This window comes from Niastella soli, from assembly GCF_017742245.1.
Lineage (GTDB): Bacteria > Bacteroidota > Bacteroidia > Chitinophagales > Chitinophagaceae > Niastella > Niastella soli.
The window spans coordinates 87,680-109,801 of sequence record NZ_JAGHKO010000005.1 but is presented as its reverse complement, the minus strand read 5'-3'; the positions used below and the strand labels follow the sequence as shown (position 1 = coordinate 109,801).

The following is a 22,122-nucleotide window of genomic DNA, read 5'->3' as shown; positions in this document are numbered from 1 at the left end:
GACAAGGTAACCTGTAAGGTCTGGTTCATCTATATAATGGCACCCCGCTGAGGCGGGGCGCCATGTAGGAGGAAAATAGCAGAAGTCCGAAAAAACGGAAATCCTTTCACGATTCACGGGCAACAACGAAAGACTATCATGAACAAAAATATTCTCTTTACGCATAGCTATTTCTTAAGGTTCGACCCAAAACAATGGGCAACGGGGCAACCTTATCCCCCGCTGGCTACCTTGTATGCCGCAGCCCTGATGCGTGAAAACGGTTATGCCGTCTCCTTATTCGATACCATGTTTGCGCATACAGCGCAAGACATTCAACCCGCTATAGAGCAACAGTTGCCGAATTTCTTTGTGTTGTATGACGATGGGTTCAACTACCTGACCAAGATGTGTTTGACCAATATGCGTGAAGCGGCATTCGACATGATGAAACTGGCCAAAGCAAAAGGTTGCACAGTGATCGTATCCAGCTCAGACAGTACCGACCATTTTGAACAATACCTTGCTGCGGGTGCCGATTTTGTGATCATTGGAGAAGCAGAAATGACCTTGCTGGAATTGGTTCAAGCCATCAATCAAAATGAAAGCAATGTTAACCACATAGCCGGACTGGCATTTATGCAGGATAAGGAGGTGCTTAAAACACCAAAACGCATGGTGATGAAAGACCTCGATGCACTGCCCCAGCCTGCCTGGGACCTGGTTGATATTACCCCATACCGGTCGATGTGGCTAAAAAGCTCCGGTTATTTTTCCCTGAATATTGCCACCACCAGAGGCTGTCCGTTTAAATGTAACTGGTGTGCCAAGCCCATTTATGGCAATCGTTATAATGCGCGTTCGCCGGAAAAAGTAGTGGAAGAATTAAAAATGCTGCAGTCGACTTTCGCATTTGATCACATCTGGTTCTGCGACGACATCTTTGGGTTGAAACCCGGTTGGGTACATGCCTTTGCCAATTTGGTGGAGCAGGAACAATTGCAATTCCGTTTTAAGATCCAGGCCAGGGCCGATCTGTTATTACAGGAGAACACCATAAAAGACCTGGCTCGAGCCGGTTGTCACAACATCTGGATGGGTGCGGAAAGTGGTTCGCAAAAGATACTCGATGCCATGGACAAAGGGACCACGGTTGAACAAATTTACCAGGCCACTACTTTGCTCAAAAAGAATGGCCTCAATCCTTCTTTCTTTATTCAATTTGGCTATCCCGGTGAAACGCGTGAAGACATTGCCAAAACCATCCGCATGATCAAGGACCTGTTGCCCTATGAAATGGGCATCTCGGTCTCATATCCATTGCCCGGCACGTTGTTTCATGAACGCGTAAAAGCCGAGCTCACCCAAAAAGCCAACTGGACCGATTCAGATGAGCTGTTGCTGATGTTCCACAATACCTATCCGCCCCGATACTATAAAAAACTGCATCGCTATGTACACCTTGTTTTTCGAAAGCAACAAGGCTGGGTAGCCTTACGCAATGCAGTAAAGAACCCATTTGCTGTTTCCCGTACTGATTTTAAAAAGATTGTATCCGCCTGTTTGCATTTTCCATCGCTGCTGGTAGAACGGATGCAATTAAACCGGTATGCCCATGAATAAAGCAACCAACTTTAATGTACTGGCAGGCACCTATGATGTGGTGTTTACAGATAGCCTGATTGGCCAGGCACAACGCCGTGTCAGTCATAAATGGTTGCAACCGCTGCTGGCAGGTAAAACAGGTATGCAGCTACTCGAGATCAATTGTGGTACTGGCGCCGATGCATTCTGGATGGCCAACCAGGGACATTCGGTGATCGCTACTGATGGATCACCCGCAATGGTCGACCATGCTCAACAAAAAACAGCCATAACAAACACAGCCGGTCAAACCGCATTTCAACACTGTGCGTTCGATGCATTGCATTCCACCTTTCAAAATCAGCAATTCGATGCTATAGTATCCAATTTTGCCGGTTTGAATTGTGTGTCACCTTCAGCTATGAAAGAATTGTCTACACAGATCCAATCATTGATACGCCCTGGTGGTTACCTGGCCGTTGTATTGTTTGGTAAATATTGTTTGTGGGACAGCTTTTATCATCTGTTGAAAGGCCAACCCCGCCAGGCATTCAGAAGGTGGACGAATAAAGAAGTAATGGTGCAACTATCACCAGGCGTACAACAACCGGTTTATTATTATTCTGTAAAAGCATTTAAACGGTTGCTGGCGCCATTGCAACTGATTGAAAAAAAACCGATAGGTGTATGTATCCCACCCTCGTGGCTGGAGGCATACATGCAACATCACCCACGCCTGTTTCACTCGCTGGTACAATGGGAAGAGCAGTTAGGTAGCTCATCCCTGGTTACCAGCCTGGCCGATCACGTATTTCTGTTATTTAAAAAAGAAGCCAAATGAGGATCCTGTTAACACACGGATATTTTATAGAAGAAGATCCCAAGGAACAAGCCATTATGCGGCCCTACGTCCCCCTGGGCATCCTGTATATTTCTGCCTACCTGGAACAACATGGCTATGACAATGAGGTATTTGACAGCACCTTCGCCTCCTTCGATCTATTATGCGCGCAATTATTGCAACAACGCCCACATGTGGTTGGTATTTACACCAACCTGATGACGAAACTGAATGTATTGCGCATCATTACTTATATAAAAAGTCAGCCCGCATTACAACATACTAAAATTGTGCTGGGCGGCCCTGAAGTAAGAAACCACGCTATTAAGTTCCTGGAACATGGCGCTGATTTTATAGCATCGGGTGAAGGGGAACAAACCATGCTTGAGCTGGTCCAATATCTGGAAGGAACTTTTACCGGTACACTTACCGATATTGAAGGCATCTCCTTCCTTGACCCCCAAAATGGTTTACAAACAAATAAAGAACGTACCAAAGTAAAGAACCTCGATGTGTTGCCGATGCCAAACCGGCGTAAAGTAAACCTGTCGTTGTATTTCGATGCGTGGAAAGGACGCCATGGCACCAGCACTGTTTCTATAAGCACCATGCGGGGTTGCCCTTATAGCTGTAAATGGTGCAGCCGCGCCGTGTATGGACAAAGCTACCGCCGCAGAAGTCCATCAAAAGTAGCAGATGAAATTGCCTACATAAAAGCCAATTATAATGTCGACAGTCTCTGGTTTGTGGATGATGTATTTACAGTAAGCCATCAATGGCTGGAACAGTTCACTCAGGAGATCACCAGCCGTAACCTGGCAATGCCTTTTGAATGCATTACCCGGGCCGACAGAATGAATGAAGAAGTGATCATCAATTTAAAAAAGAGTGGTTGTTTTCGGGTATGGATAGGTGCAGAAAGCGGTTCGCAAAAGATCATCGATCTGATGGACCGCCGCGTTGAAGTGGAACAGGTCCAACAAATGATCCAACTTGCCCGCAAGCATGGCTTACAGGCAGGCACTTTCATCATGGTAGGTTATCCAGGCGAAACAAAAGAAGATATTTATGCTACGGTACGGCATTTAAAAAACGCCGACCCCGATCTGTTTACCATTACCATAGCCTACCCCATAAAAGGCACACCATTATATGCAGAAGTGGAAGATCGCTTTGTGACCAGTTTACCCTGGGAAAGCAGTACCGACCGCGATATTGATTTTACCAGAACGTACAACAGAAAGTATTATGACTACGCCATTCAAATGATCAATTACGAAGTGAACTATCACAAGGCATTAAAAAAACCGGTAGCCAATTTATTCAGGCTGCCGATGCTGAAACTGCGCTCAACTTTGGCAAAAGGTCATATGTGGGTGGAAGAACGAAAAGCAGTAGGTGTGAAATAGTTTATTAGTCATTGAGTTTGTTAGTTCGTGTGTTTAAACTCAATAACCTGTTGGCAATTCAATTTCTCCTCAAGGGAATCAAGCACTTTTCGTTGGAAAAACTCAGGATTAGGTTTCGAGAAATGTTTCCCGATATGTAACCCCATGCGAATTCCATGAGCGTTGGTTTTCTGCAATTGTTCTTTTTTTGCCCAACGACGGGTTGTAATACGCATCAACCAGTTATCCAATCTGTTCCCTGCTTTATTATCGAGCAACCATTCCACCGTCTTTTTGAGCCAGCCTGATCTGCCTAGTGATCTTGATTCTTTTTTTACCGGTTGATTAGGGAAATAATTACCGGCCCAATTGTTCTGATCATAAAACCGGTCTATAGTGCCATTGCCGCTAACCGGTAACAAGGTGATCAGTTCGGTTGCCGTAAATATATTCTGCTCGTCAATACGTAGTGCGGCTTCATCGATATAATAATTCATGCAATACAAATGCTGATGTCCCGTAATAAAGGTCAGTTTCTTAAACAGGTGCATCAATGTTCGGGCAATCCAAAGGCGGTTGGTGTGTGTAATAATAAAATAATCTATGTCGGTATTTTGGTCAGCAAAGTTTTTTGATAAAGATCCCGAAATACCAATACCCCGTACAAAGGGGAACTGATATAAAAAACCACCCACTTTATACCCTGTGGCCAATAACGCACCTGCCTGCTGATTGCCGTTTATTCTTCTGGTGCGCAAAGCCGGGTCTTGCTGCAGGGAATAAAAAATACCCATTCGAAAAACGCGGTTATCATCAACCAGTTGTTGCAAGGTCAGCAGCACATCATCCATGGCCACGGGTTGATCGAGGAAATGATACGTTTCTTCCAGTGTAAGCGGATAATTAAAAATATCAAAATAAGCTAATACTTTTATGATACTTTGCTCGTATTGTACAGGCATGCAACAGAGTATTGTTAATAAAGGCAACTGAATTAATTTAAAAGCCGTATACTGTAATAAGAATACTATGATTTGTGAAAAAAGGTTGCCTTTGTTGAAAAAGACCGTTCTACGAAAGTATATAGATAGCAAAAGAGGCTATTTCTTCTGCAAACGGATACTGGATGTATTGTTTGCAACGGCAATTATACTAACTGTACTAAGTTGGGTATTGCCGTTACTGGCATTATTAATAAAACTCAGTTCAAAAGGCCCGGTATTCTTTTTACAAAAACGTACCGGTCGTGGCGGGAGATCCTTTACCTGTTACAAGTTACGCACATTAGCACATAACCCTGTAGCCCACACTAAACGCGTGGATATTGGAGAAGAAACCACTACCCCACTGGGGCTGTTCCTGCGGCAATCGAATCTCGATGAGTTGCCCCAGTTTTTTAATGTATTGGCCGGCAGTATGAGTCTTGTTGGTCCCCGTCCCCATATGCATGCAGATTGCAATGAGTTTGCCGCCCTTATTCCCCGGTATAAATTCCGTAACCTGGTAAAACCAGGCATAACCGGCCTTGCCCAGGTAAAAGGCTATCATGGAAAGGTCATCAGCCTTGAGTGTATATATAAAAGGTATGAATGGGATGTCTGGTATGTACAATATGCCAGCTTTTGGCTTGATATTAGAATAATTGCCAATACTACCTGGCAAACCGGCCTGGCGGTTTTAGGACTCAGAAAAAAGAAACAGCCGACCCCAATTATAATTATGGCCAACATTCAGCCTAAAAACAAGCACCGCAAAAGAGAAAAGGTTCAGATCCCCGAAAGTCCCAAAAGCTATTAGAAATTCAATGCCCCCATAACTCAATAACCTAATAATTTCATTACCAACCACCTGAATACACTTCCCGAAACCAGCAACTGGTAATAACCGGCCCCGGTAACTGAGTAACTTTCATCCTTTTATATTAATTTTGTGCTAAAACAAGGGGATTTCTGTAGCAAATAGAACATATACTATATGTTTTTGTCATTTTTTTGCATTTAGCTTTACCTGTTTGCCTGAATATCCCTACCTTTGCAAACTCTTTAAAAGGGTAGTTCATGAACAGCCGACGGAATTACGATATCGCTTTTGTAGGACTGAAACCAGGCAATCATGAATTTGAATATACCATCGACGATAAGTTCTTTGTAGAGTACCAGGAGCAGGACTTCCGCCATTGCACGGCTCATGTAAAGCTGACGCTGGAAAAACAAAACGGCTTTATGCTGTTGAGGTTTGAAGTGGGTGGAAAATTGGAAGTTACGTGTGATCGATGTGGCAATAACCTGCCACTGGAATTGTGGGATGAGTTCAACATTGTTGTAAAAATGGTGGACGAACCAGATGTAATGAATGAACAGGAGGAAGATCCCGATGTTTATTACATCTCAAAAGGCGAAAGCCATTTGCACATAGCCGACTGGATATATGAATTCATAAACCTGAGTATTCCTATGCAACGGATGTGTGCAGATGACGAAATGGGCGGGCCACACTGTAATAAAGAAGTGTTGGAAATGCTCAAAAAGCTGGAAGAGCAGAAACAACCATCCGCCAATCCTTTGTGGAAAGGATTGGAAAAGTTTAAAGATCTGGAAGACAACTGATTATTTTAATTGAAGTTATAAATTTGAGTGTATGCCTAATCCAAAACGGAGACATTCCCAACAACGGGGTGCTAAAAGAAGAACACACTATAAGGCTGAAAAAGTGACCTTAAGCAAAGACAGCACTACAGGTGAAACGCATGTACGCCATCGCGCTCACGTGAGTGAAGGCAAATTGTATTATAAAGGAAAAGTAGTTGTAGAAAAGGCTTAATGCATTTAAGCCCTTTTTTTGATCTACTTTATTATTATAACATAATAAGCCTCGTTGCCGGAAATGACTATCTGTTTAGACATGATGGGCGGAGACTTTGCACCACTTGAAGCTGTAAAGGGCATCCGCGATTACCTGACAGAAGCTGATAATCCGGCTCTGTTGTTTCTAGTGGGCGATGAAGCGCAGATAAATCCATTACTGCAGCAACATCAAATACCTGCCGATAAGGTTAAGGTAATTCATGCCCCTCAGGTAATTGAGTATAATGAATCTCCTACCAAAGCGCTGAAAGAAAAGCAGCAATCGTCGATCGCTGTGGGCTTTCACTTGCTGGCTACAGGAAAAGCGGGCGCTTTTATCAGCGCCGGTAATACCGGAGCCATGCTGGTGGGTGCTATGTATAGCATTAAACCCATGGAAGGCGTTCAGCGGCCAACTATTTCTACCATTATTCCCAAAGACAACGGAAAAACAGGTCTGTTGCTCGATGTTGGCCTTAATGCCGACTGCAAACCCGAGCACCTGAACCAGTTTGCCCTATTGGGTTCGCTGTATGCGAAACACATTCTGGGCATCGATAATCCGCGTGTTGCATTGTTGAATATTGGTGAAGAAGAAGGCAAGGGCAACCTGCTGGCGCAAGGCACCTACCCCCTGCTGAAAGAAAATGATCAGATCAATTTCACTGGGAATGTGGAAGGCCGCGATGTTTTTCTCGACAAAGCCGATGTAGTGGTTTGTGATGGATTTACTGGAAATGTGATCCTGAAAATGGCTGAATCCATTTATGAGATCACCCACCGGAAAGAGATAAAACACGAATACCTCGACCGCTTTAATTTTGAATTGTATGGCGGGACCCCGGTATTAGGCATTGCCAAACCTGTGATCATTGGTCATGGCATTTCTCACGCCAAGGCGTTTGTTGCCATGATCCACCTGGCAGAGAAAATGATAGCCACCGATCTGATGGGTAAAATGAAAGCCAGTTTCGAATCGAAATAATCCTTCACCATTTACGATATTATCCCCCCCAACCATAGCGTAGGGGGGGATTTTTTTTGGTTGAATGGAAAAACAGATAATGCAGCCTGCACCTTAAACTTTGTGCCATTATTTCCTAACTTTCATCCTGAAGCCTTTCTTCCATGAATGAGATCATTGGTTACCTGCGGAATTATTTTCAATCCATCAACCGCACCGTTTTTCTACTCACCACCCTCCTTGTAGGCATAGCTATTACCTGTAATTATACCCTCAGCATAGAACCCGCCATTGTGGCGCTATCTTCCTGGCCCCTGCGCATTGCCGGGTTCTTTATGCTGTTTGGGTTTATTTTTTCAGCCGCCTGGGTGCTGCAGTTCCTGATTGCCCGGTCAACTGTTCCCTATGACCCGTTCTTTTTGGTATTATTACTGGCGGCACCCGCCATTTTCGCCATCAAGATCACCTTTGGCGAGGTATCAAACTCCCTGACGGCACACTTCCCCTACCCCTGGAACCAATATTGGAACAAGGTACTCGACTGGCCCCTGAAACTACTGGTAGTAGTTATGGGGGTAACCGCCTTGTGGCGATTGGGCCGTTTTGATAACCCCATAGCCGGTGTTCAGGCCCAGGGCTTCAGAGTAAAGCCTTATTTACTTTTATTACTGGGCATGGTGCCCCTGATCGCTTTTGCAGCCACGCAAAACGATTTTCTGCATACGTATCCCAAAGTGCAGCGCATTGACATAATAGACCAATACGTGCAGCCTGGCTTTCTCTGGAAAGGCTTGTATGAACTTTCCTATGGGATCGACTTTTTGACGATAGAGTTTTTCTTTCGCGGATTTTTAGTGCTTGCGTTTGCCCGTTTTGCCGGTAAACATGCCATATTACCGGTGGCGGCATTCTACTGTTCCATTCATTTTGGAAAGCCCCTGTTTGAATGCATTACCTCTTATTTTGGAGGCATCATCCTCGGTGCCGTAGTATATAATACGCGTAGCATCTGGGGAGGATTAATAGTACACCTGGGTATTGCCTGGCTCATGGAACTGGCAGGTTACCTGGGGCATGTATATAAAGGAGGGTGAATTACTATTACAGTAAATACAGGTTGGTCTGTTTTATGTAAGCGCAAAATGGATATTCCCGGGCTATAGCGTTAAGGCGGGCCACTGTTTCTTCACTGGGAGGAGTAGGCAGTGCGTTGTTTAACAACAGCTTTTCTGCTTTTTTAGCGTTCTCAAAAGTGTGGATGGTAGTTTTGCTCGTAGTTGAAACCAAGTTGAATGTGTTCTTTTTCATGCACAAAATTTACAGGTAGTGAAAAAATGTAATTAGACAGGCTTCCACTGGATACGTGCGCTACTTAATAAAAATCAGAACAGCTAATTCATTAGGCAAGAAAAAGTGAGACTCGTTACTTATTTATTCAAATGGCTAGCGGAAAATGAAAGAAGAATGATATATAACAATTAATTCGATCTATTCAAAGATAGATCAAATTCAGCTAAAGAGAAAGATTTTAACAAAAAAAATCGCCCTTTCCTTTTAGAAAAATAGAATACTAGGGTAATATACTTATTACACTCAAAGAAAATATTCCCCAAAATCATAATGGATCGTGTTCTCTCTGTTTGTAATAAACGCAAAATGGATATTGCTTCGCTAATTGATTTAATTGCTCAATCATTTCTTCGGTTGGTGGTGGAACTACGTTCGACAGCCTTTCAACCGTTGTTGATGTGCTGATCTTGATCCTGCTGGCACGGCGTGTGATCCTTCTTGTAATAACTGGCAACTCCATTGCAGGAGAATAAATTGTTGCCGATGATTTCTTCATACGTTCAACTTTAAAGTGTTATCAGATTGTGGTCCCCTATAAAAATATGTATGGCTTCTTTAGGCCTTGAAGTAAACTGCTACCAATCAAACATTGTAATAACCAAAAGGTTCATTGAGCACAGATTCCTCTAAGCAAAACGGGTGAGACTTAACATTTCTGTAGTAAAATTCTTGATTTAAGGTCGTAATGATGAGGTTCAGAAAGTTATCTAAAAATTAAATCTTTTTCTTATGCTATCCAAATAATTTACATTGGTAAAATAGAAAAAAAATTACGCCTGATGATAACTGAAAGATCATCAGGCGTAATGCAAAAAATCTTTATAAACAATGTTGTTCGTACGTCGAATTAATCAACCGATTGCAAGTAATCTATACCGATCGCATTGATACCGGTGCCACTTTTTTTACCTCTCAAATAAATGGTAAATGCATTGAATTGTGTAAGCGGGAACGTACTGGTTGATTGTGCAATCACGGAATCAGTGCCTGACTTTTTTACACTCACCGTATAATTACTGGGTGTTACACCAGTAAACTGATTATAATAATCTACAGATACATTATCGGCAAAACTGCGAGTGCTTGATACCATTGTGTTATCAAAATAAACGTCCACATCACCAATTTCCGGGGCCATATGAAAAAACCGGAAGAACGATCTGTCACTGGTAAGCTGTGAATAATCATCAGTAATTCGTGTAGCCGCTACATGTGTTGAATCGTAATTATAAAGCAACAGCGTAAAATATTTAGATGAGTCGTACAAAGCGGCTGGTATAGAGGCCACTAAGCTATCGCCTCCGCCTTTTTTGAAACTGATCGCAAAAATGCCCGGGTCAAGCGCAGAATATGAACTGGCTACTGTTCCGGCATTAATGGCAGAGGAGGCCTTTGTATTATCGAAATACACTTCAACTGGCGGGCCCCAGGGAGCCAGATGCATCAGCGAAATATAAGTTTTTGGGGTGGGTGCGGAGGTCTTGGCTTCTTTTAAACAACCACTCATTGCCACAGCTACAAAAGCCAGTATTCCCAACATCAAAAAAGCATTTTTTCTTACTTGCACAGTTTTCATTTTAAGTTAACAAATTTTGATTGTCGTAGATTTTATAATTTTTAGTGTGATTAGTAGCTATTTATCGCATCAGACCACAAATTTACCAATAAGTTTAGCCGGTATAACGATTTTCTGGCCTTTATGACAAATAACCAGTTACTTACGTTGCACCTTATAATTACATAATAGTTGATTATAAAGCAAAAAGAGCCCTTTGGGCCCTTTTTTGACACTGAAAAATCTTTTTATTTCTATCCATTCCGGCGCCAGCCTCCATGTCCCTGGCCACGGTCTCCTCCTCCAGCTGGCGGATTTCCACCACCGTTCTGCTGTTGAACCTGAGGTTGTTGCGGCTGCCCGCGAAAACCACCAAAACCGCCCCGCTGTGGCTGGCTACCCTGATCTTGGCCCCGCCGCTCAAAGGAAGGTTGTTGCCGGCGTTCTTCAAATTGACGTCGGTTATTTTCGGCCTCAGTATTACGCTGGCGCATTTGTTCCTGTTGTTGCCGGCGGTTGTTCTCTGCCTCCGCATTCCGTTGCTGCATCATCCGTTCCATTTGTCCCCGGCGATTATTTTCCGCCGCCTCGTTCCTTTGCCGCATCTGTTCCTGCTGTTGGCGTTCTTCAAACTGACGACGATTATTGGCATCGTTATTTCTTTGTCGCATCATCTGCTCCTGCTGTTGACGTTCTTCAACCTGGCGACGGTTATTGTCATCGTTGTTCCTTTGCCGCATCATCTGCTCCTGCTGTTGGCGCCTGTCTTCAAATATCGACCGGTTGTTTCCATCATTGTTTCTGTCGCGCATCCGCTCCTGTCTTCTTTCTTCAAACTGACGGCGGTTATTGGCATCATCATTTCCGGTGCGCATCATACGTTCCTGTTGTTGGCGGCGTTCTTCAAAACCACCCATGATGTTCCCCCGGCGATTATTACCGGCCATGTCATTACGCTGATCACGGCTAAATCGTTGAACCCTTTCAGGCGCATACCGATTGTTATCCCGATCTACGCGTGGACGGTAAATGGCCACTTCATTATTGTGAAAACTGGATCTGCCAGGCCGGCCCGCATCCCTGATGCCCACAGAACGAATTGATTCGCGGGTATACCGCTCTACCTCCCGCCTGCCAGGACCCGTTACAAATACATTTCTTTCGCGGCGATAGTTATTTATGACAGTGGTATTATTAATGATGGTAACATTGCGTTGTACACCATAACAATGGTCATACACCCGCGGTGAAGCAATGTATTGCCGGTCAACAAAACACCAGTAATTCGAGGGAGGCGAATAATGACCAAAAGAAAGGTTTACTCCTATGCTGAACTGAGGCCCCAGCGGCGCCCAGCCGTAATAGTCACCCCCACTGCGCCAGCAAACCCAGGCCGGTGACCAGTCGTAACCTGGCATCCAGAGCCAGCCATAATAATCATCGTAAAACCAACGGCCGTAGTGAAAAGGCGCCCAGCCCCAGTCGTAGTCCGACACCCACATCCATTCATAGTCATCATTCCAGACCCAGTGACCGTTGGTGCTGTATGGTCTGAAATCGGGCCCCATATCAGGACGCCAAACATATCCGTATTCAGGATAGTCAATCCAGTTTCCATATGGCTCCAGTTCGTCGTAAAACGTCTGGTACGAAACCTGCACCGATACCTGGGCAGCGGCTTTATTGGAAGCGCCGCCAATCAGTAATAACAATAGTATTACAGGTGTGCTGATTATTGCAATTCGTTTCATTTAGGTGAGTTTTAGAATACACGATTAGAAAGGGAACTAAACAAGGTGTTCAATTCCTTCTTATTCAGTTAGAACGAATACAATGCCATGCGTTTAGGGGCTTACACCTTTTAATAATACTTTATGTGAAGGAAGCGATAAAACTACGTTTTAACGAAACGTCTATGCAACTATTTGAACGGGTTCCCATATAAAGATCGCCTCGCCTATGGCGAAGCGTGATAACTCTCTCCCAGACTGGTCAGGATGTTTGGGGAGGGGCTTTAAATAAAAATCGTCCCGTCTCGGCTAAGCCGAGACGGGACGATTGAATATGTTTGTAGGTTGACCGGCGATTAATTATAACCGAAGCCTTCGTGCATGGCCTTATACAAAGCTGCAGGCTTCATAGCAGGCACAATGATACGGCGAATAGAATATAATGGGTCCGTTTCATCGCGTTTTGCATATAACTGGAAGGCGGCGATCATACCTCTTTTCTTCAACTCTGGTATGCCTTCATGATTCCACAAACCAAAAGGATAAGCAAAGTACTGGATCTTCTTACCGGTAATAGCTTCCAGTTGTTTGGTAGGTTTCTCAACCTGAATTTCCCAATCCTTGCCCTGGTATTTCTTTACATTATGATGGTCCCAGGTGTGTGAACCGATCACATGGCCATTATCAGAAAGATCTTTGATCTGTTCTTTGCTCATATACCTGGGGCGGCCAATGGAAACCGTCATTACAAAGAATACGCCTTTGTAACCATATTTATCCATAAGAGGTTTGGCCACGGTGTATTGGTCCAGGTCGGTATCATCGAAAGTAAGCATCACCGGTTTTGACGGCAATTTGGCTCCTTCGTTGAGGTATGCATAATACTGATCGGGAAGAATGGTGTGATAACCGCTGTCGTGCAGCATTTTTAACTGATCAGCCAATACAGCTGGGGGAATAATATATGCCTGGGCTGTTTTGGAATCAGTAGGCTTCCAGTCGCGCACCTGGTGATAACATAACACAGGTACTTCCGGGCGACCCAAAATGGTTTTAGGGTCAGCTACTTTCATTCCATCAATAGATGGCATGGGCTCAGCTTTTGCTGAATTACCGGCACCAGGTGTTGGAAGTTCAGGTGTAGGTGTGCCAATTGCATTGGCAACTTTGGAAGGACTTTCATGACAATTGGCTGCCATAAAGCAAAACAAAGCAAGTGTCAGGATAGCTATCAATTCTGGCTTAGAGCGAAATGTATGTGTCTTCATAGAATGTCGCAAACTTACGTAAAATAGGCATTGCTTAAACGGGCAAAACCCCTTATTTGTTGTAGAATGTACGATACACCTGTCACTTTTTATGCACATGTAGAGTAGACCTTTTAAGCTTTGCAGTTTTTACTATGTAGCCATACAAGTTACCCTATATTGGAATTCTGAAAATACCATTAACGGAACAATAACGAGTTCAGCGTTCACAGTTCAGGGTTCTTTGTTTCGGGATCCCTATTTAATTAACTCATTGCATTACCTTGCATTCTATTGCCCATTGCCTTTTATGAATCAGGTAAAAGATTATTATAAGATACTGGAGTTACCCACCACTGCCTCCTTACAGGAGATAAAACGATCGTTTAGACGACTGGCCCAGCAATTCCATCCCGACAAAAACGAGGGCAGTCAATTGGCAGCGGCCCAATTCCGCGAAATACAGGAAGCCTACGCAACATTAAGCGACCCCAAAAAGCGGGAAGCCTATCATTACCAGCGCTGGTATGTTCGCAGTACCGGAAAACCATTTGCCAGGGTACCCCTCACCCCCGCCCACATTTTACAGGAATGCCGCCTGTTGCAACAGTATGTAGCTTCTATGAATCTCTTCCATCTCAGGTTTGATGCAGTAAGTCTTCACATTCGCGAGTTGTTAACCGACAATGCCATTGGAATGTTGCAGGAACAAAAAGATCCGGCTACCAACCGCGATATTATTCAAAGTGTATTAATTGCGGCCCAACCATTACCCAAGAAATTCTTTCTGCCCATCGCAACCTTGTTATTAAAACTGGCTGATGACGATGTCACCGCCCGCTCCACCATTCAGGAGGCGCTGACACATAAAAAACAACGTCATATATGGGATAAATATAAGTGGGTATTGATGTTGGTTATAACCGCACTTATTTGCTGGCTTATATATCGTTTATAGCCGCTTCTGTTTTATCTTTAGTCAAACATTACCGGCATGAGAAAATACCTGTTGCTATGCATTTTACTTTATAGCTATTCCTTCCTACGTGCCCAAAACGACACAAGCAATACGGCCTTCATCCGGCTTTCTCTTCCAACCTACATTACCCATGTAAACCTGGTAAACGTTATTACGCAAAAAGTAGAGGCCGATCAAACAGTGGTTATTGAAAACGGGCGTATTAAGACTGTAGGCCCGGCCAAAAAGATAAAATCACCCGAGGCTGCCACGATCATTGATGCAACCGGTCAATACCTGATGCCCGGCATGACCGATGCGCATATTCACTTCTTTCAAAGTGGTGGATTATATACCCGGCCCGACGCCGTGAATTTGAACCATGCATACCCTTATGAAAAAGACCAGCAATGGGTAAAAGACAACCGTGCCGACCTAATGGTCCGTTACCTTGCCTGTGGCATTACTACGGTTATTGATGTGGGTGGTCCCTTTAGCAACTACGCTATCCGCAGCCAGTTAGATTCAGCTATTTTGGCTCCCAATGCCTTTGTGACCGGCCCGCTGGTTTCTACCTATCTCCCACCCAACCTCGATAAAAATGACCCGCCCATTGTAAAAGTGAACAGTGAACAGGAAGCCCGTGACCTGGTGAAAAAACAGCTGCCCTACAAACCGGATTTTATAAAGATCTGGTACATCGTTTTGCGCGACCAAAAACCTGAAACTACCTATCCAATTGTAAAAGCTGCTATTGAAGAAAGTCATGCCAACGGGTTAAAAGTAGCCGTGCACGCCACCCAGTTTCAAACCGCTAAACTGGCGGTCCAGGCCGGCGCCGACATTCTGGTGCACAGTGTTGATGACAAACCACTCGACAACGAGCTCCTGCAGTTGATGAAAAGCAGGAATATCGTGTACATCCCTACCCTGGTTGTTGCCGAGGGATACCACCGCACATTCACTCAGCAATTCAATTTTTCGGCTCATGACCTCACCTACTCCAATCCATTTATGTTGGGCACGTTGATGGACCTGCAACATTTGGGTAATAAAGCGCCTTTTGATTTTCACAATATGCGAAACCGGTTTCATATTCCTGCCAAAGAAGATACCATAATGGCCAACAACCTGAAATTGGCGCAACAGGCGGGTGTATTGGTAGTATCAGGAACAGATGCCGGTAACATTGGCACCCAACATGCCGCCTCTTTTCAAAATGAATTGCTGGCCATGCAAAATGCGGGGCTCAGTAATTGGGAGATCATTCGTTCTGCTACCATCAATGCGGCAAAAGGTTTTGGAAAGGACAAAGACCTGGGCAGTATTGAAAAAGGCAAGCTGGCCGACTTGTTGTTACTGGATAGTGATCCAACCCGCAGTCTGCCTGCGCCAGCCAGTATTCGCACCATTTTTCACCGGGGAGCGATCATTCAACCAGAACATTTAATACACCCCACGCCTGAAATGCTGGTGCAACAACAGATAAATGGGTATAACCTTCGTAATATTGAGGCTTTCCTGGCGCCGTATAGCGATAGTGTAACGATTTACAACATGCAGGGCAAAGTATTGATGAAAGGAAAACAGGAGTTGCGGGAAGAATATATTAAATATTTCAACAAAACACCCGAGCTGCATTGCCAGATCATAAACCGTATGGTAAAAGGCAACATCGTTGTTGACCAGGAAAGAATAACCAGCGCCACCGGTAAACCATTGGAAGGCATAGCTGTTTATAAAATAGAAAACGGTAAAATTGAAACAGTACACTTCATAGAATAAATATGGCACGCACACCTTCTGTTATGACACCACTAGGTAGTAAAGCACCCGGCTTTATATTACCTGATACAGTAAGCGGGAAAGAGGTATCTCTGGAGGCAGCCAAAGGCGCCACCGCCACTGTGATCATGTTCATTTGTAACCATTGCCCTTTTGTGAAACACGTAAACGCAGCGTTGGTAAAACTGGGGAATGATTATAAAAGTAAAGGCATCAGTTTTATTGCCATCAGCTCCAATGATGTGGCTGGTTACCCCGAAGACGGTCCGGAACAAATGAAACTGGTAGCCTCGCAACAAAACTATCCATTCCCCTATTTATATGACGCGTCACAGGAAGTAGCCAAAGCCTACGAAGCCGCCTGTACGCCCGACTTCTTTGTATATGACAGCAACCTATTGCTGGCATATCGCGGCCAGCTCGATGATTCCCGACCCGGTAACGACAAACCAAATTCGGCCGCCGATATCCGTAATGCACTGGATCATTTGATCCAGGGGAAACCTGTTCCAGCCGATCAAAAACCCAGTATTGGTTGTAACATCAAGTGGCGGGTAGTTGAATAGGTCGCTTAGAGGCGGGGTAATAACATCGGTACTCTTTTTTTGTACGCTGTATATTTTTCTCCAAACTGAGCAACCAGCTTTTTTTCTTCCAGCCTGGCTCCCCATACCGTATACAGTGTTATGATCACACAGGCCAATAAATTTTTTACATAAGGGTAAATAAAAAAAAGCGACCAGAGAAACAACAATGTACCGAAATACAAGGGGTGGCGAACATACCTGTTCAACCCGCTTAGCACCAGTTCGGGGGGCGGTTGCATTTTATAAAAGACACTGATGCCGCTGAGAGAAAAAAAATATTTCTTGATCAATGCACCCATTATAAATATTCCCACCAGCAAAGGCAGACAAAGAAATAATTTAACCCATACCGGAGCCTGGTATAAGAGGTGACTATGCAGAAAAACCTGGTACATTAAAACGGCAACAAGCGTAACTGCTGCAAATATTGAATAGGAAAAGGAATAATATTTATAATTAGCCACTAGTAGCTGTTGCATCAGGCGTTTCCACCAATTGGCGGCCAGTATGCTGTGAAATAGACCAAAAAGAGCCCACAGCGCTACGAGAATAATGTGGTTAACCAGAAACGTCATATTTGTTAAGGTACTGAATTAAATGGAAGGCTCGGGAAAGGCGGGATCCACTCACCACTCACATTTCGACCTGGAACTCTAAACTGTGAACTTGGAACTATTTATCTTTGCGCCATGCATTATGTATCCGTAGAAGCACTCGGCAAATCGTTTGGAGTAAAACCGTTGTTTGAGAACATCTCATTTCATGTGGAAGAAGGCGATAAAATTGCGCTGGTAGCCCGTAATGGCAGTGGTAAAAGTACCCTCTTACGAATTCTCGCCGGCAAAGAAACCGCCGATAGCGGCACCGCCTGGATCAATAAAGAAGTTACCGTAGCTCTTTTCGAACAGGACCCCGTTTTTGACGAGAAAGGTTCCATCCTGGATAATATTTTCTATCATAATCACCCGGTTATGAATGCCATCAGGGAATTTGAGGCCATCAGCGAAGAAGCTGATCCCGAAAAACTGAGCGCTGCCATTGTAAAAATGGATGAACTGGGCGCCTGGGACTTTGATGCCAAAGTAAAACAGATCCTGGGCAAACTGAATATCCATCACCTGAACCAACCGGTAAATACGCTCTCAGGAGGACAACGTAAACGTGTGGCCCTGGCCAAAACCCTCATAGACATTGGATTTGACCATAAACACGTATTACTGATCATGGATGAGCCCACCAACCACCTGGATATTGAAATGGTGGAATGGCTGGAAAATTACCTCGATCAGCAAAACGTAACCCTGTTGCTGGTTACCCACGATCGCTACTTTTTGGATGCCGTAAGTAACGAGATCTGGGAAATAGATGGCAGCCAGCTGTTTGTTTACAAGGGCGATTATGAAAATTATATAGAAAAGAAAGCTGCCCGTCAGGAAAGTGACGCCGCCAGCATAGAAAAAGCCCGAAATACCTTCCGCAAGGAGCTGGAATGGATGCGTAAACAGCCCAAGGCACGCACCACCAAAAGTAAAAGCCGTCAGGACAATTTCTATAAAGTAGAAGCCAAAGCCAAACAGCGGTTGGAAGACGCGCAATTGCAGTTATCCATGAAAATGAACCGGCTGGGTGGTAAAGTAATTGAGCTGAAAAAAGTATACAAGAGCTTTGGCGACAAACAAATAATGAAGGGTTTTGATTACACCTTCAAAAAAGGGGAACGCATTGGCGTGGTGGGCAAGAACGGTGCAGGTAAATCAACCTTCCTAAATATGCTGCAGGGCCTGGAACCCGCCGACAGCGGCAAAATAAATATTGGCGATACCGTGGTCTTTGGTAATTATTCACAACAGGGACTGGTGATTAAAGAAGACATGCGGGTAATTGAATTTGTGAAAAACATTGCAGAAAGCTTTCCACTTGCCAGCGGCGGTGCGTTAAGTGCGGCCCAATTCCTGCAATTATTCCTGTTCCCACCTGAACAGCAATACACCTATATTTCCAAACTCAGTGGTGGAGAAAAAAGACGGTTGCATTTATTGTCGATCCTGTTTCGCAATCCTAACTTTTTGATCCTCGATGAGCCTACTAACGACCTCGATCTGCCGACATTGGGCGTGTTGGAAAATTTCCTCAGTGAATACCCCGGTTGTTTACTCATTGTTTCGCACGACCGTTATTTTATGGACCGGCTGGTAGACCACCTGTTTGTTTTTGAAGGCGAAGGGGCTATTCGTGATTTCCCAGGCAACTATTCGCAATACCGGTTATGGTTAAAGGATAAAGAAGAAGAAGAAAAAACCGAGACAAAACCTGCGAAACAGGAAGTTAAAGCAGCGCCGGTTAAAGAAGCAGAGAAAAAGAAGATGTCGTATAAGGAAAAAAGAGAATTCGAACAATTACAGCAAGATATAGCAAACCTCGAAAAAGAAAAACAAACCATCACAGAGCAAATGAACAGTGGTTCCCTCCCGTTCGATCAGTTGCAGCAACTTTCGGTACGTATAAGTGAAATTACCAATTTGCTTGATGAGAAGGAATTACGCTGGTTGGAATTGAGTGAATTTGATGCTTAATAGTTTATGAGTTTGTTAGTTTGTTAGTTCAGGGTTCGAAACCTAATAACCAATGAACTAACAAACTTATCACCATTGCCGATTGCCGATTCTTCCTACCATTCAACCATGTATTCTTTCGAATCCAACACTGCTCAGTTATTTTTGATTAAAACAACAAACACACTATGAGACGAACGCTCCTGGTTATGGCTTTGGCGGCTGCTACCGCCGCCTCGGCGCAAAAGATCGCCGATCCCAGGCCATTTGCCAACACCATTACACCTGATGACCTTAAGAAACATTTGTATATAGTAGCCGGCCCCGCAATGGAAGGCCGTGAAACAGCCACAGAAGGACAACGCAAGGCCGCCGCGTATATTGAAAGCCAGTTTAAAGCCCTGGGCTTGCTAGCAGGCAATAAAGGCAATTTTCAATTAGGCTTTCCTATCTACCAGGATTCACTGAACAAAGCAGCGATAGAAGTGAACGGCAAGCCGTTTACCCTGTACAATGATTTTACGATCAGCATGATGATGGCGCATACCAATACCGTATTCGGAAGTGAAGTAGTGTTTGTTGGAAATGGCATCATTGACAGCACACACAACGATTTTAAAGGCGTAGCCGGCAAGATCGTATTGATCATTCAGCCCCCTTCCTCATCCACTGGCGGCGGTACCAGGGTCGGAAAACGCGACGGGTTGGTCCCTTATGCGATCATGGAAGCTGCACAAAAAAATGGTGCAGCAGCTGTTTTAATAGCACAAACTAATTTTACCCGCCGCAGTAACACATCCCGCGTAAAAGGCCCGGCCTATCTCGATGGGTTTCAAAAATCAATTGATCCCAATACCTATTATATCTCCGAAGAAATTGCCAAAGCCATCATGGGTGCCGATTTCGATGCAGCCAGGGAAGCACTGAAAACTGGTAATGCGCAACCCAAATCGTATATGGCCAATGTAATGCTCGAATTCAGAAAAGACAGAATTGAATTAGCGAGCAGTAACGTGGTGGGTTTTCTGGAAGGCAGCGATAAAAAAGAGGAGTTTGTTTTTATCACGGCACACTATGATCACCTCGGCAAACGCGGCGATTCTGTTATATACTATGGCGCCGATGACGATGGCTCAGGTACCGTAAGCGTACTGGAACTGGCCGAAGCTTTTGCAAAAGCCAAGGCTGCTGGTAAAGGTCCACGCCGGTCAATCGTTTTCATGACCGTTTCGGGTGAAGAAAAAGGATTGTGGGGATCTGAATTTTACAGTGATCACCCTTTGTACCCATTAGAAAAAACCACCGTCGATCTGAATATTGACATGATCGGCCGTATTGATCCTAAACGTAAAGAAGGCGACAGCACCAATTATGTGTATGTGGTAGGTGACGACAAACTCAGTTCCGACCTCCGCCCTATCAGCGAGGCCATGAATAAAAAATATACCAAACTGGAACTGGATTACAAATACAATGCACCTAAAGACCCCGAACGTATTTACTATCGCAGCGACCATTATAATTTCGCCCGTAAAGGCGTGCCCATTATTTTTTATTTCAACGGAACGCACAACGATTACCATCGTCCAAGCGATACCCCCGATAAGATCAATTATAACCTGATGGCCAAAAGAGCCCAATTGGTATTTTATACAGCATGGGAAATGGCCAACCGCAATGAGATGCTGAAAAGGGATATTCCACTTTCGGAACAATAATTAATAAACACCTTATATGAATAGCCACGGTTTTCAACCGTGGCTATTCTGTTTTACAGGCAACCCACCAAACCTCCCCTGCGTATTCTTTATCCAGTCAAAACAATGCGTATGAAAAAATTATTCCCTCCAGGGGTTGCAGGCATTGTATTGTTTGCCATGTTATCCCATAGCTGTACACATGATTCCGACACAGGTCCAACAACCGTCAGGAAATGGAACGTGACATTAAAAGCCATCAATGAAGTACCCGCCGTACCGAACAGAAATGAAGAAGGCGACGCCATCATTGAACTGCTTTCTGACAACACGTTAAAATATAACATTCATATTCACAACCTGTCATCAACCGATGCATTGACCAATGCACATATTCATACGGGCGATGCGGGTACCTCGGGTCCCGTTTACATCCCATTTAACCCAACCTTTGTTGGCCCGGGCACTACCGGGGTGGTTACCGGGTTACGGCAAGGCCAGGTGGATACGTTAATGAACAAACCGGTGTATGTCAATGTGCATTCTAACCAGGTGCCGGGTGGATTAGCCCGGGCTCAGCTGGATAAAGAAGTGGTATTTGCCATGGATGTGCCGTTGGCTGGCGGAAATGAAGTACCGCCGGTTACCACCACAGCGACTGGCCTGGCCATTCTGCGGCTCACTGGCGACAAAGTGTTGTATTCAAAAGTAACCGTGAATAACCTGGAAACAAACGACACCCTAACGGTATCACACATCCACCCAGGAGCAACTGGCACCAATGGATCGCCGCTTATTTTTCTTTGTAATAGTGTAACTGATTTTGGTGTACTGAAGATCTCCAACCCCTTGGATGATGCATCTTTTGATCAATTAAAAAATGCGTCCATGTATGTAAATGCGCATTCGCGCAAACATGGAGCCGGATTAATAAGAGGGCAAATTAGGTAGCTAGTTGATAGGGTTGATAAAGGGAAGTAAGTAAGGAGTAGGAAGTTGATCAGTTGACGAGTGCCGAGTGGGTCCGCAAAAATGCAGATTGCCGAAAGTAAGTCCCGAAAA

The 22,122-nt window shown here is 44.4% G+C and carries 21 protein-coding genes; 14 read left to right on the top strand and 7 right to left on the bottom strand.

All coding sequences use genetic code 11. The annotated features are described in order from the left end of the window. Nucleotides 1–138: 138 nt before the first annotated feature. Genes J7I42_RS20945 through J7I42_RS20935 form a run of 3 tightly spaced genes read left to right on the top strand, consistent with a single transcriptional unit; the run spans nt 139 to nt 3,813 of the window. Nucleotides 139–1,602, top strand: a complete 1,464-nt coding sequence (locus tag J7I42_RS20945; protein ID WP_209140821.1) for a B12-binding domain-containing radical SAM protein — start codon at nt 139–141, stop codon at nt 1,600–1,602. After that, nucleotides 1,595–2,404 carry a class I SAM-dependent methyltransferase gene (locus J7I42_RS20940; RefSeq protein ID WP_209140820.1) on the top strand — a complete coding sequence of 270 codons (810 nt, stop codon included), beginning with the start codon at nt 1,595–1,597 and terminating at the stop codon, nt 2,402–2,404. The genes J7I42_RS20945 and J7I42_RS20940 overlap by 8 nt, the downstream gene beginning before the upstream one ends. Continuing rightward, complete coding sequence (locus J7I42_RS20935; RefSeq protein WP_209140819.1) at nt 2,401–3,813, top strand: B12-binding domain-containing radical SAM protein; 1,413 nt, start codon at nt 2,401–2,403, stop codon at nt 3,811–3,813. Before J7I42_RS20940 ends, J7I42_RS20935 begins: the two co-directional genes overlap by 4 nt. Before the next feature lie 20 nt (nt 3,814–3,833). On the opposite strand, the gene J7I42_RS20930 is transcribed toward J7I42_RS20935, so the two are convergent. Beyond that, complete coding sequence (locus J7I42_RS20930; protein WP_209140818.1) at nt 3,834–4,754, bottom strand: hypothetical protein; 921 nt, start codon at nt 4,752–4,754, stop codon at nt 3,834–3,836. A 67-nt stretch (nt 4,755–4,821) separates the two neighbouring features. On the opposite strand from J7I42_RS20930, the gene J7I42_RS20925 reads away from it, so the two are divergent. The 5 genes from J7I42_RS20925 (at nt 4,822) to J7I42_RS20905 (ending at nt 8,693) form a co-directional block, all read left to right on the top strand. After that, nucleotides 4,822–5,589 (top strand): sugar transferase, encoded by a 768-nt coding sequence (locus tag J7I42_RS20925; RefSeq protein WP_209140817.1) that lies wholly within the window; start codon nt 4,822–4,824, stop codon nt 5,587–5,589. 260 nt (nt 5,590–5,849) lie between these two features. After that, nucleotides 5,850–6,398, top strand: coding sequence for a YceD family protein (locus J7I42_RS20920; protein ID WP_209140816.1), 549 nt, complete (start codon nt 5,850–5,852; stop codon nt 6,396–6,398). Between the two features lie 31 nt (nt 6,399–6,429). Further along, nucleotides 6,430–6,612, top strand: coding sequence for a 50S ribosomal protein L32 (gene rpmF / locus J7I42_RS20915; RefSeq protein ID WP_081148025.1), 183 nt, complete (start codon nt 6,430–6,432; stop codon nt 6,610–6,612). Between the two features lie 63 nt (nt 6,613–6,675). After that, nucleotides 6,676–7,620: a phosphate acyltransferase PlsX gene (plsX, locus tag J7I42_RS20910; protein WP_209140815.1), complete on the top strand. Its 945-nt coding sequence runs from the start codon at nt 6,676–6,678 to the stop codon at nt 7,618–7,620. A gap of 143 nt (nt 7,621–7,763) precedes the next feature. Beyond that, the gene (locus J7I42_RS20905; RefSeq protein WP_209140814.1) at nt 7,764–8,693 is read left to right on the top strand and encodes a CPBP family intramembrane glutamic endopeptidase; all 930 of its coding nucleotides are present in this window, start codon (nt 7,764–7,766) and stop codon (nt 8,691–8,693) included. A 7-nt stretch (nt 8,694–8,700) separates the two neighbouring features. Here J7I42_RS20905 and J7I42_RS20900 read toward each other — a convergent pair whose 3' ends face one another. The 5 genes from J7I42_RS20900 to J7I42_RS20880 all read right to left on the bottom strand — a co-directional run bounded on the left by J7I42_RS20900 (nt 8,701) and on the right by J7I42_RS20880 (nt 13,502). Further along, the gene (locus tag J7I42_RS20900) at nt 8,701–8,907 is read right to left on the bottom strand and encodes a hypothetical protein (protein ID WP_209140813.1); all 207 of its coding nucleotides are present in this window, start codon (nt 8,905–8,907) and stop codon (nt 8,701–8,703) included. Between the two features lie 307 nt (nt 8,908–9,214). Continuing rightward, nucleotides 9,215–9,445 carry a hypothetical protein gene (locus J7I42_RS20895; RefSeq protein ID WP_209140812.1) on the bottom strand — a complete coding sequence of 77 codons (231 nt, stop codon included), beginning with the start codon at nt 9,443–9,445 and terminating at the stop codon, nt 9,215–9,217. A gap of 351 nt (nt 9,446–9,796) precedes the next feature. Next, complete coding sequence (locus tag J7I42_RS20890; protein WP_209140811.1) at nt 9,797–10,516, bottom strand: DUF4397 domain-containing protein; 720 nt, start codon at nt 10,514–10,516, stop codon at nt 9,797–9,799. 242 nt (nt 10,517–10,758) lie between these two features. Then, nucleotides 10,759–12,255: a DUF6600 domain-containing protein gene (locus J7I42_RS20885; protein ID WP_209140810.1), complete on the bottom strand. Its 1,497-nt coding sequence runs from the start codon at nt 12,253–12,255 to the stop codon at nt 10,759–10,761. 335 nt (nt 12,256–12,590) lie between these two features. Further along, a complete protein-coding gene (locus tag J7I42_RS20880) occupies nt 12,591–13,502 on the bottom strand; it encodes a polysaccharide deacetylase family protein (RefSeq protein WP_209140809.1) in 912 nt (303 codons plus the stop codon). A 289-nt stretch (nt 13,503–13,791) separates the two neighbouring features. Here J7I42_RS20880 and J7I42_RS20875 point away from each other — a divergent pair, with 289 nt between their 5' ends. From J7I42_RS20875 to J7I42_RS20865, 3 genes are read left to right on the top strand one after another with little or no spacing between them, the layout of a single operon-like run. Beyond that, the gene (locus J7I42_RS20875) at nt 13,792–14,439 is read left to right on the top strand and encodes a J domain-containing protein (protein WP_209140808.1); all 648 of its coding nucleotides are present in this window, start codon (nt 13,792–13,794) and stop codon (nt 14,437–14,439) included. Between the two features lie 36 nt (nt 14,440–14,475). After that, entirely contained in the window at nt 14,476–16,224 is a 1,749-nt protein-coding gene (locus tag J7I42_RS20870) for an amidohydrolase family protein (protein WP_209140807.1), read from the top strand. Between the two features lie 23 nt (nt 16,225–16,247). Continuing rightward, entirely contained in the window at nt 16,248–16,790 is a 543-nt protein-coding gene (locus tag J7I42_RS20865) for a thioredoxin family protein (protein ID WP_236065549.1), read from the top strand. A 5-nt stretch (nt 16,791–16,795) separates the two neighbouring features. Here J7I42_RS20865 and J7I42_RS20860 read toward each other — a convergent pair whose 3' ends face one another. Continuing rightward, nucleotides 16,796–17,386: a methyltransferase family protein gene (locus J7I42_RS20860; protein WP_209140805.1), complete on the bottom strand. Its 591-nt coding sequence runs from the start codon at nt 17,384–17,386 to the stop codon at nt 16,796–16,798. A gap of 114 nt (nt 17,387–17,500) precedes the next feature. On the opposite strand from J7I42_RS20860, the gene J7I42_RS20855 reads away from it, so the two are divergent. From J7I42_RS20855 to J7I42_RS20845, 3 genes are all read left to right on the top strand, one after another. Further along, nucleotides 17,501–19,384 carry an ABC-F family ATP-binding cassette domain-containing protein gene (locus J7I42_RS20855; RefSeq protein ID WP_209140804.1) on the top strand — a complete coding sequence of 628 codons (1,884 nt, stop codon included), beginning with the start codon at nt 17,501–17,503 and terminating at the stop codon, nt 19,382–19,384. 167 nt (nt 19,385–19,551) lie between these two features. Next, the gene (locus J7I42_RS20850) at nt 19,552–21,081 is read left to right on the top strand and encodes a M28 family peptidase (protein ID WP_209140803.1); all 1,530 of its coding nucleotides are present in this window, start codon (nt 19,552–19,554) and stop codon (nt 21,079–21,081) included. 111 nt (nt 21,082–21,192) lie between these two features. Then, nucleotides 21,193–22,011, top strand: coding sequence for a CHRD domain-containing protein (locus J7I42_RS20845; RefSeq protein WP_209140802.1), 819 nt, complete (start codon nt 21,193–21,195; stop codon nt 22,009–22,011). Nucleotides 22,012–22,122 lie beyond the last annotated feature (111 nt).

Coding starts and splice junctions, on each gene's coding strand:
- J7I42_RS20885 (WP_209140810.1), bottom strand. CDS start 12,255: ATGAAACGAATTGCAATAATCAGCACACCTGTAATACTATTGTTATTA.
- J7I42_RS20895 (WP_209140812.1), bottom strand. CDS start 9,445: ATGAAGAAATCATCGGCAACAATTTATTCTCCTGCAATGGAGTTGCCA.
- J7I42_RS20855 (WP_209140804.1), top strand. CDS start 17,501: ATGCATTATGTATCCGTAGAAGCACTCGGCAAATCGTTTGGAGTAAAA.
- J7I42_RS20845 (WP_209140802.1), top strand. CDS start 21,193: ATGAAAAAATTATTCCCTCCAGGGGTTGCAGGCATTGTATTGTTTGCC.
- J7I42_RS20930 (WP_209140818.1), bottom strand. CDS start 4,754: ATGCCTGTACAATACGAGCAAAGTATCATAAAAGTATTAGCTTATTTT.
- J7I42_RS20850 (WP_209140803.1), top strand. CDS start 19,552: ATGAGACGAACGCTCCTGGTTATGGCTTTGGCGGCTGCTACCGCCGCC.
- J7I42_RS20945 (WP_209140821.1), top strand. CDS start 139: ATGAACAAAAATATTCTCTTTACGCATAGCTATTTCTTAAGGTTCGAC.
- J7I42_RS20940 (WP_209140820.1), top strand. CDS start 1,595: ATGAATAAAGCAACCAACTTTAATGTACTGGCAGGCACCTATGATGTG.
- J7I42_RS20900 (WP_209140813.1), bottom strand. CDS start 8,907: ATGAAAAAGAACACATTCAACTTGGTTTCAACTACGAGCAAAACTACC.
- J7I42_RS20875 (WP_209140808.1), top strand. CDS start 13,792: ATGAATCAGGTAAAAGATTATTATAAGATACTGGAGTTACCCACCACT.
- plsX (WP_209140815.1), top strand. CDS start 6,676: ATGACTATCTGTTTAGACATGATGGGCGGAGACTTTGCACCACTTGAA.
- J7I42_RS20860 (WP_209140805.1), bottom strand. CDS start 17,386: ATGACGTTTCTGGTTAACCACATTATTCTCGTAGCGCTGTGGGCTCTT.
- J7I42_RS20870 (WP_209140807.1), top strand. CDS start 14,476: ATGAGAAAATACCTGTTGCTATGCATTTTACTTTATAGCTATTCCTTC.
- rpmF (WP_081148025.1), top strand. CDS start 6,430: ATGCCTAATCCAAAACGGAGACATTCCCAACAACGGGGTGCTAAAAGA.
- J7I42_RS20935 (WP_209140819.1), top strand. CDS start 2,401: ATGAGGATCCTGTTAACACACGGATATTTTATAGAAGAAGATCCCAAG.
- J7I42_RS20920 (WP_209140816.1), top strand. CDS start 5,850: ATGAACAGCCGACGGAATTACGATATCGCTTTTGTAGGACTGAAACCA.
- J7I42_RS20925 (WP_209140817.1), top strand. CDS start 4,822: ATGATTTGTGAAAAAAGGTTGCCTTTGTTGAAAAAGACCGTTCTACGA.
- J7I42_RS20880 (WP_209140809.1), bottom strand. CDS start 13,502: ATGAAGACACATACATTTCGCTCTAAGCCAGAATTGATAGCTATCCTG.
- J7I42_RS20865 (WP_236065549.1), top strand. CDS start 16,248: ATGACACCACTAGGTAGTAAAGCACCCGGCTTTATATTACCTGATACA.
- J7I42_RS20905 (WP_209140814.1), top strand. CDS start 7,764: ATGAATGAGATCATTGGTTACCTGCGGAATTATTTTCAATCCATCAAC.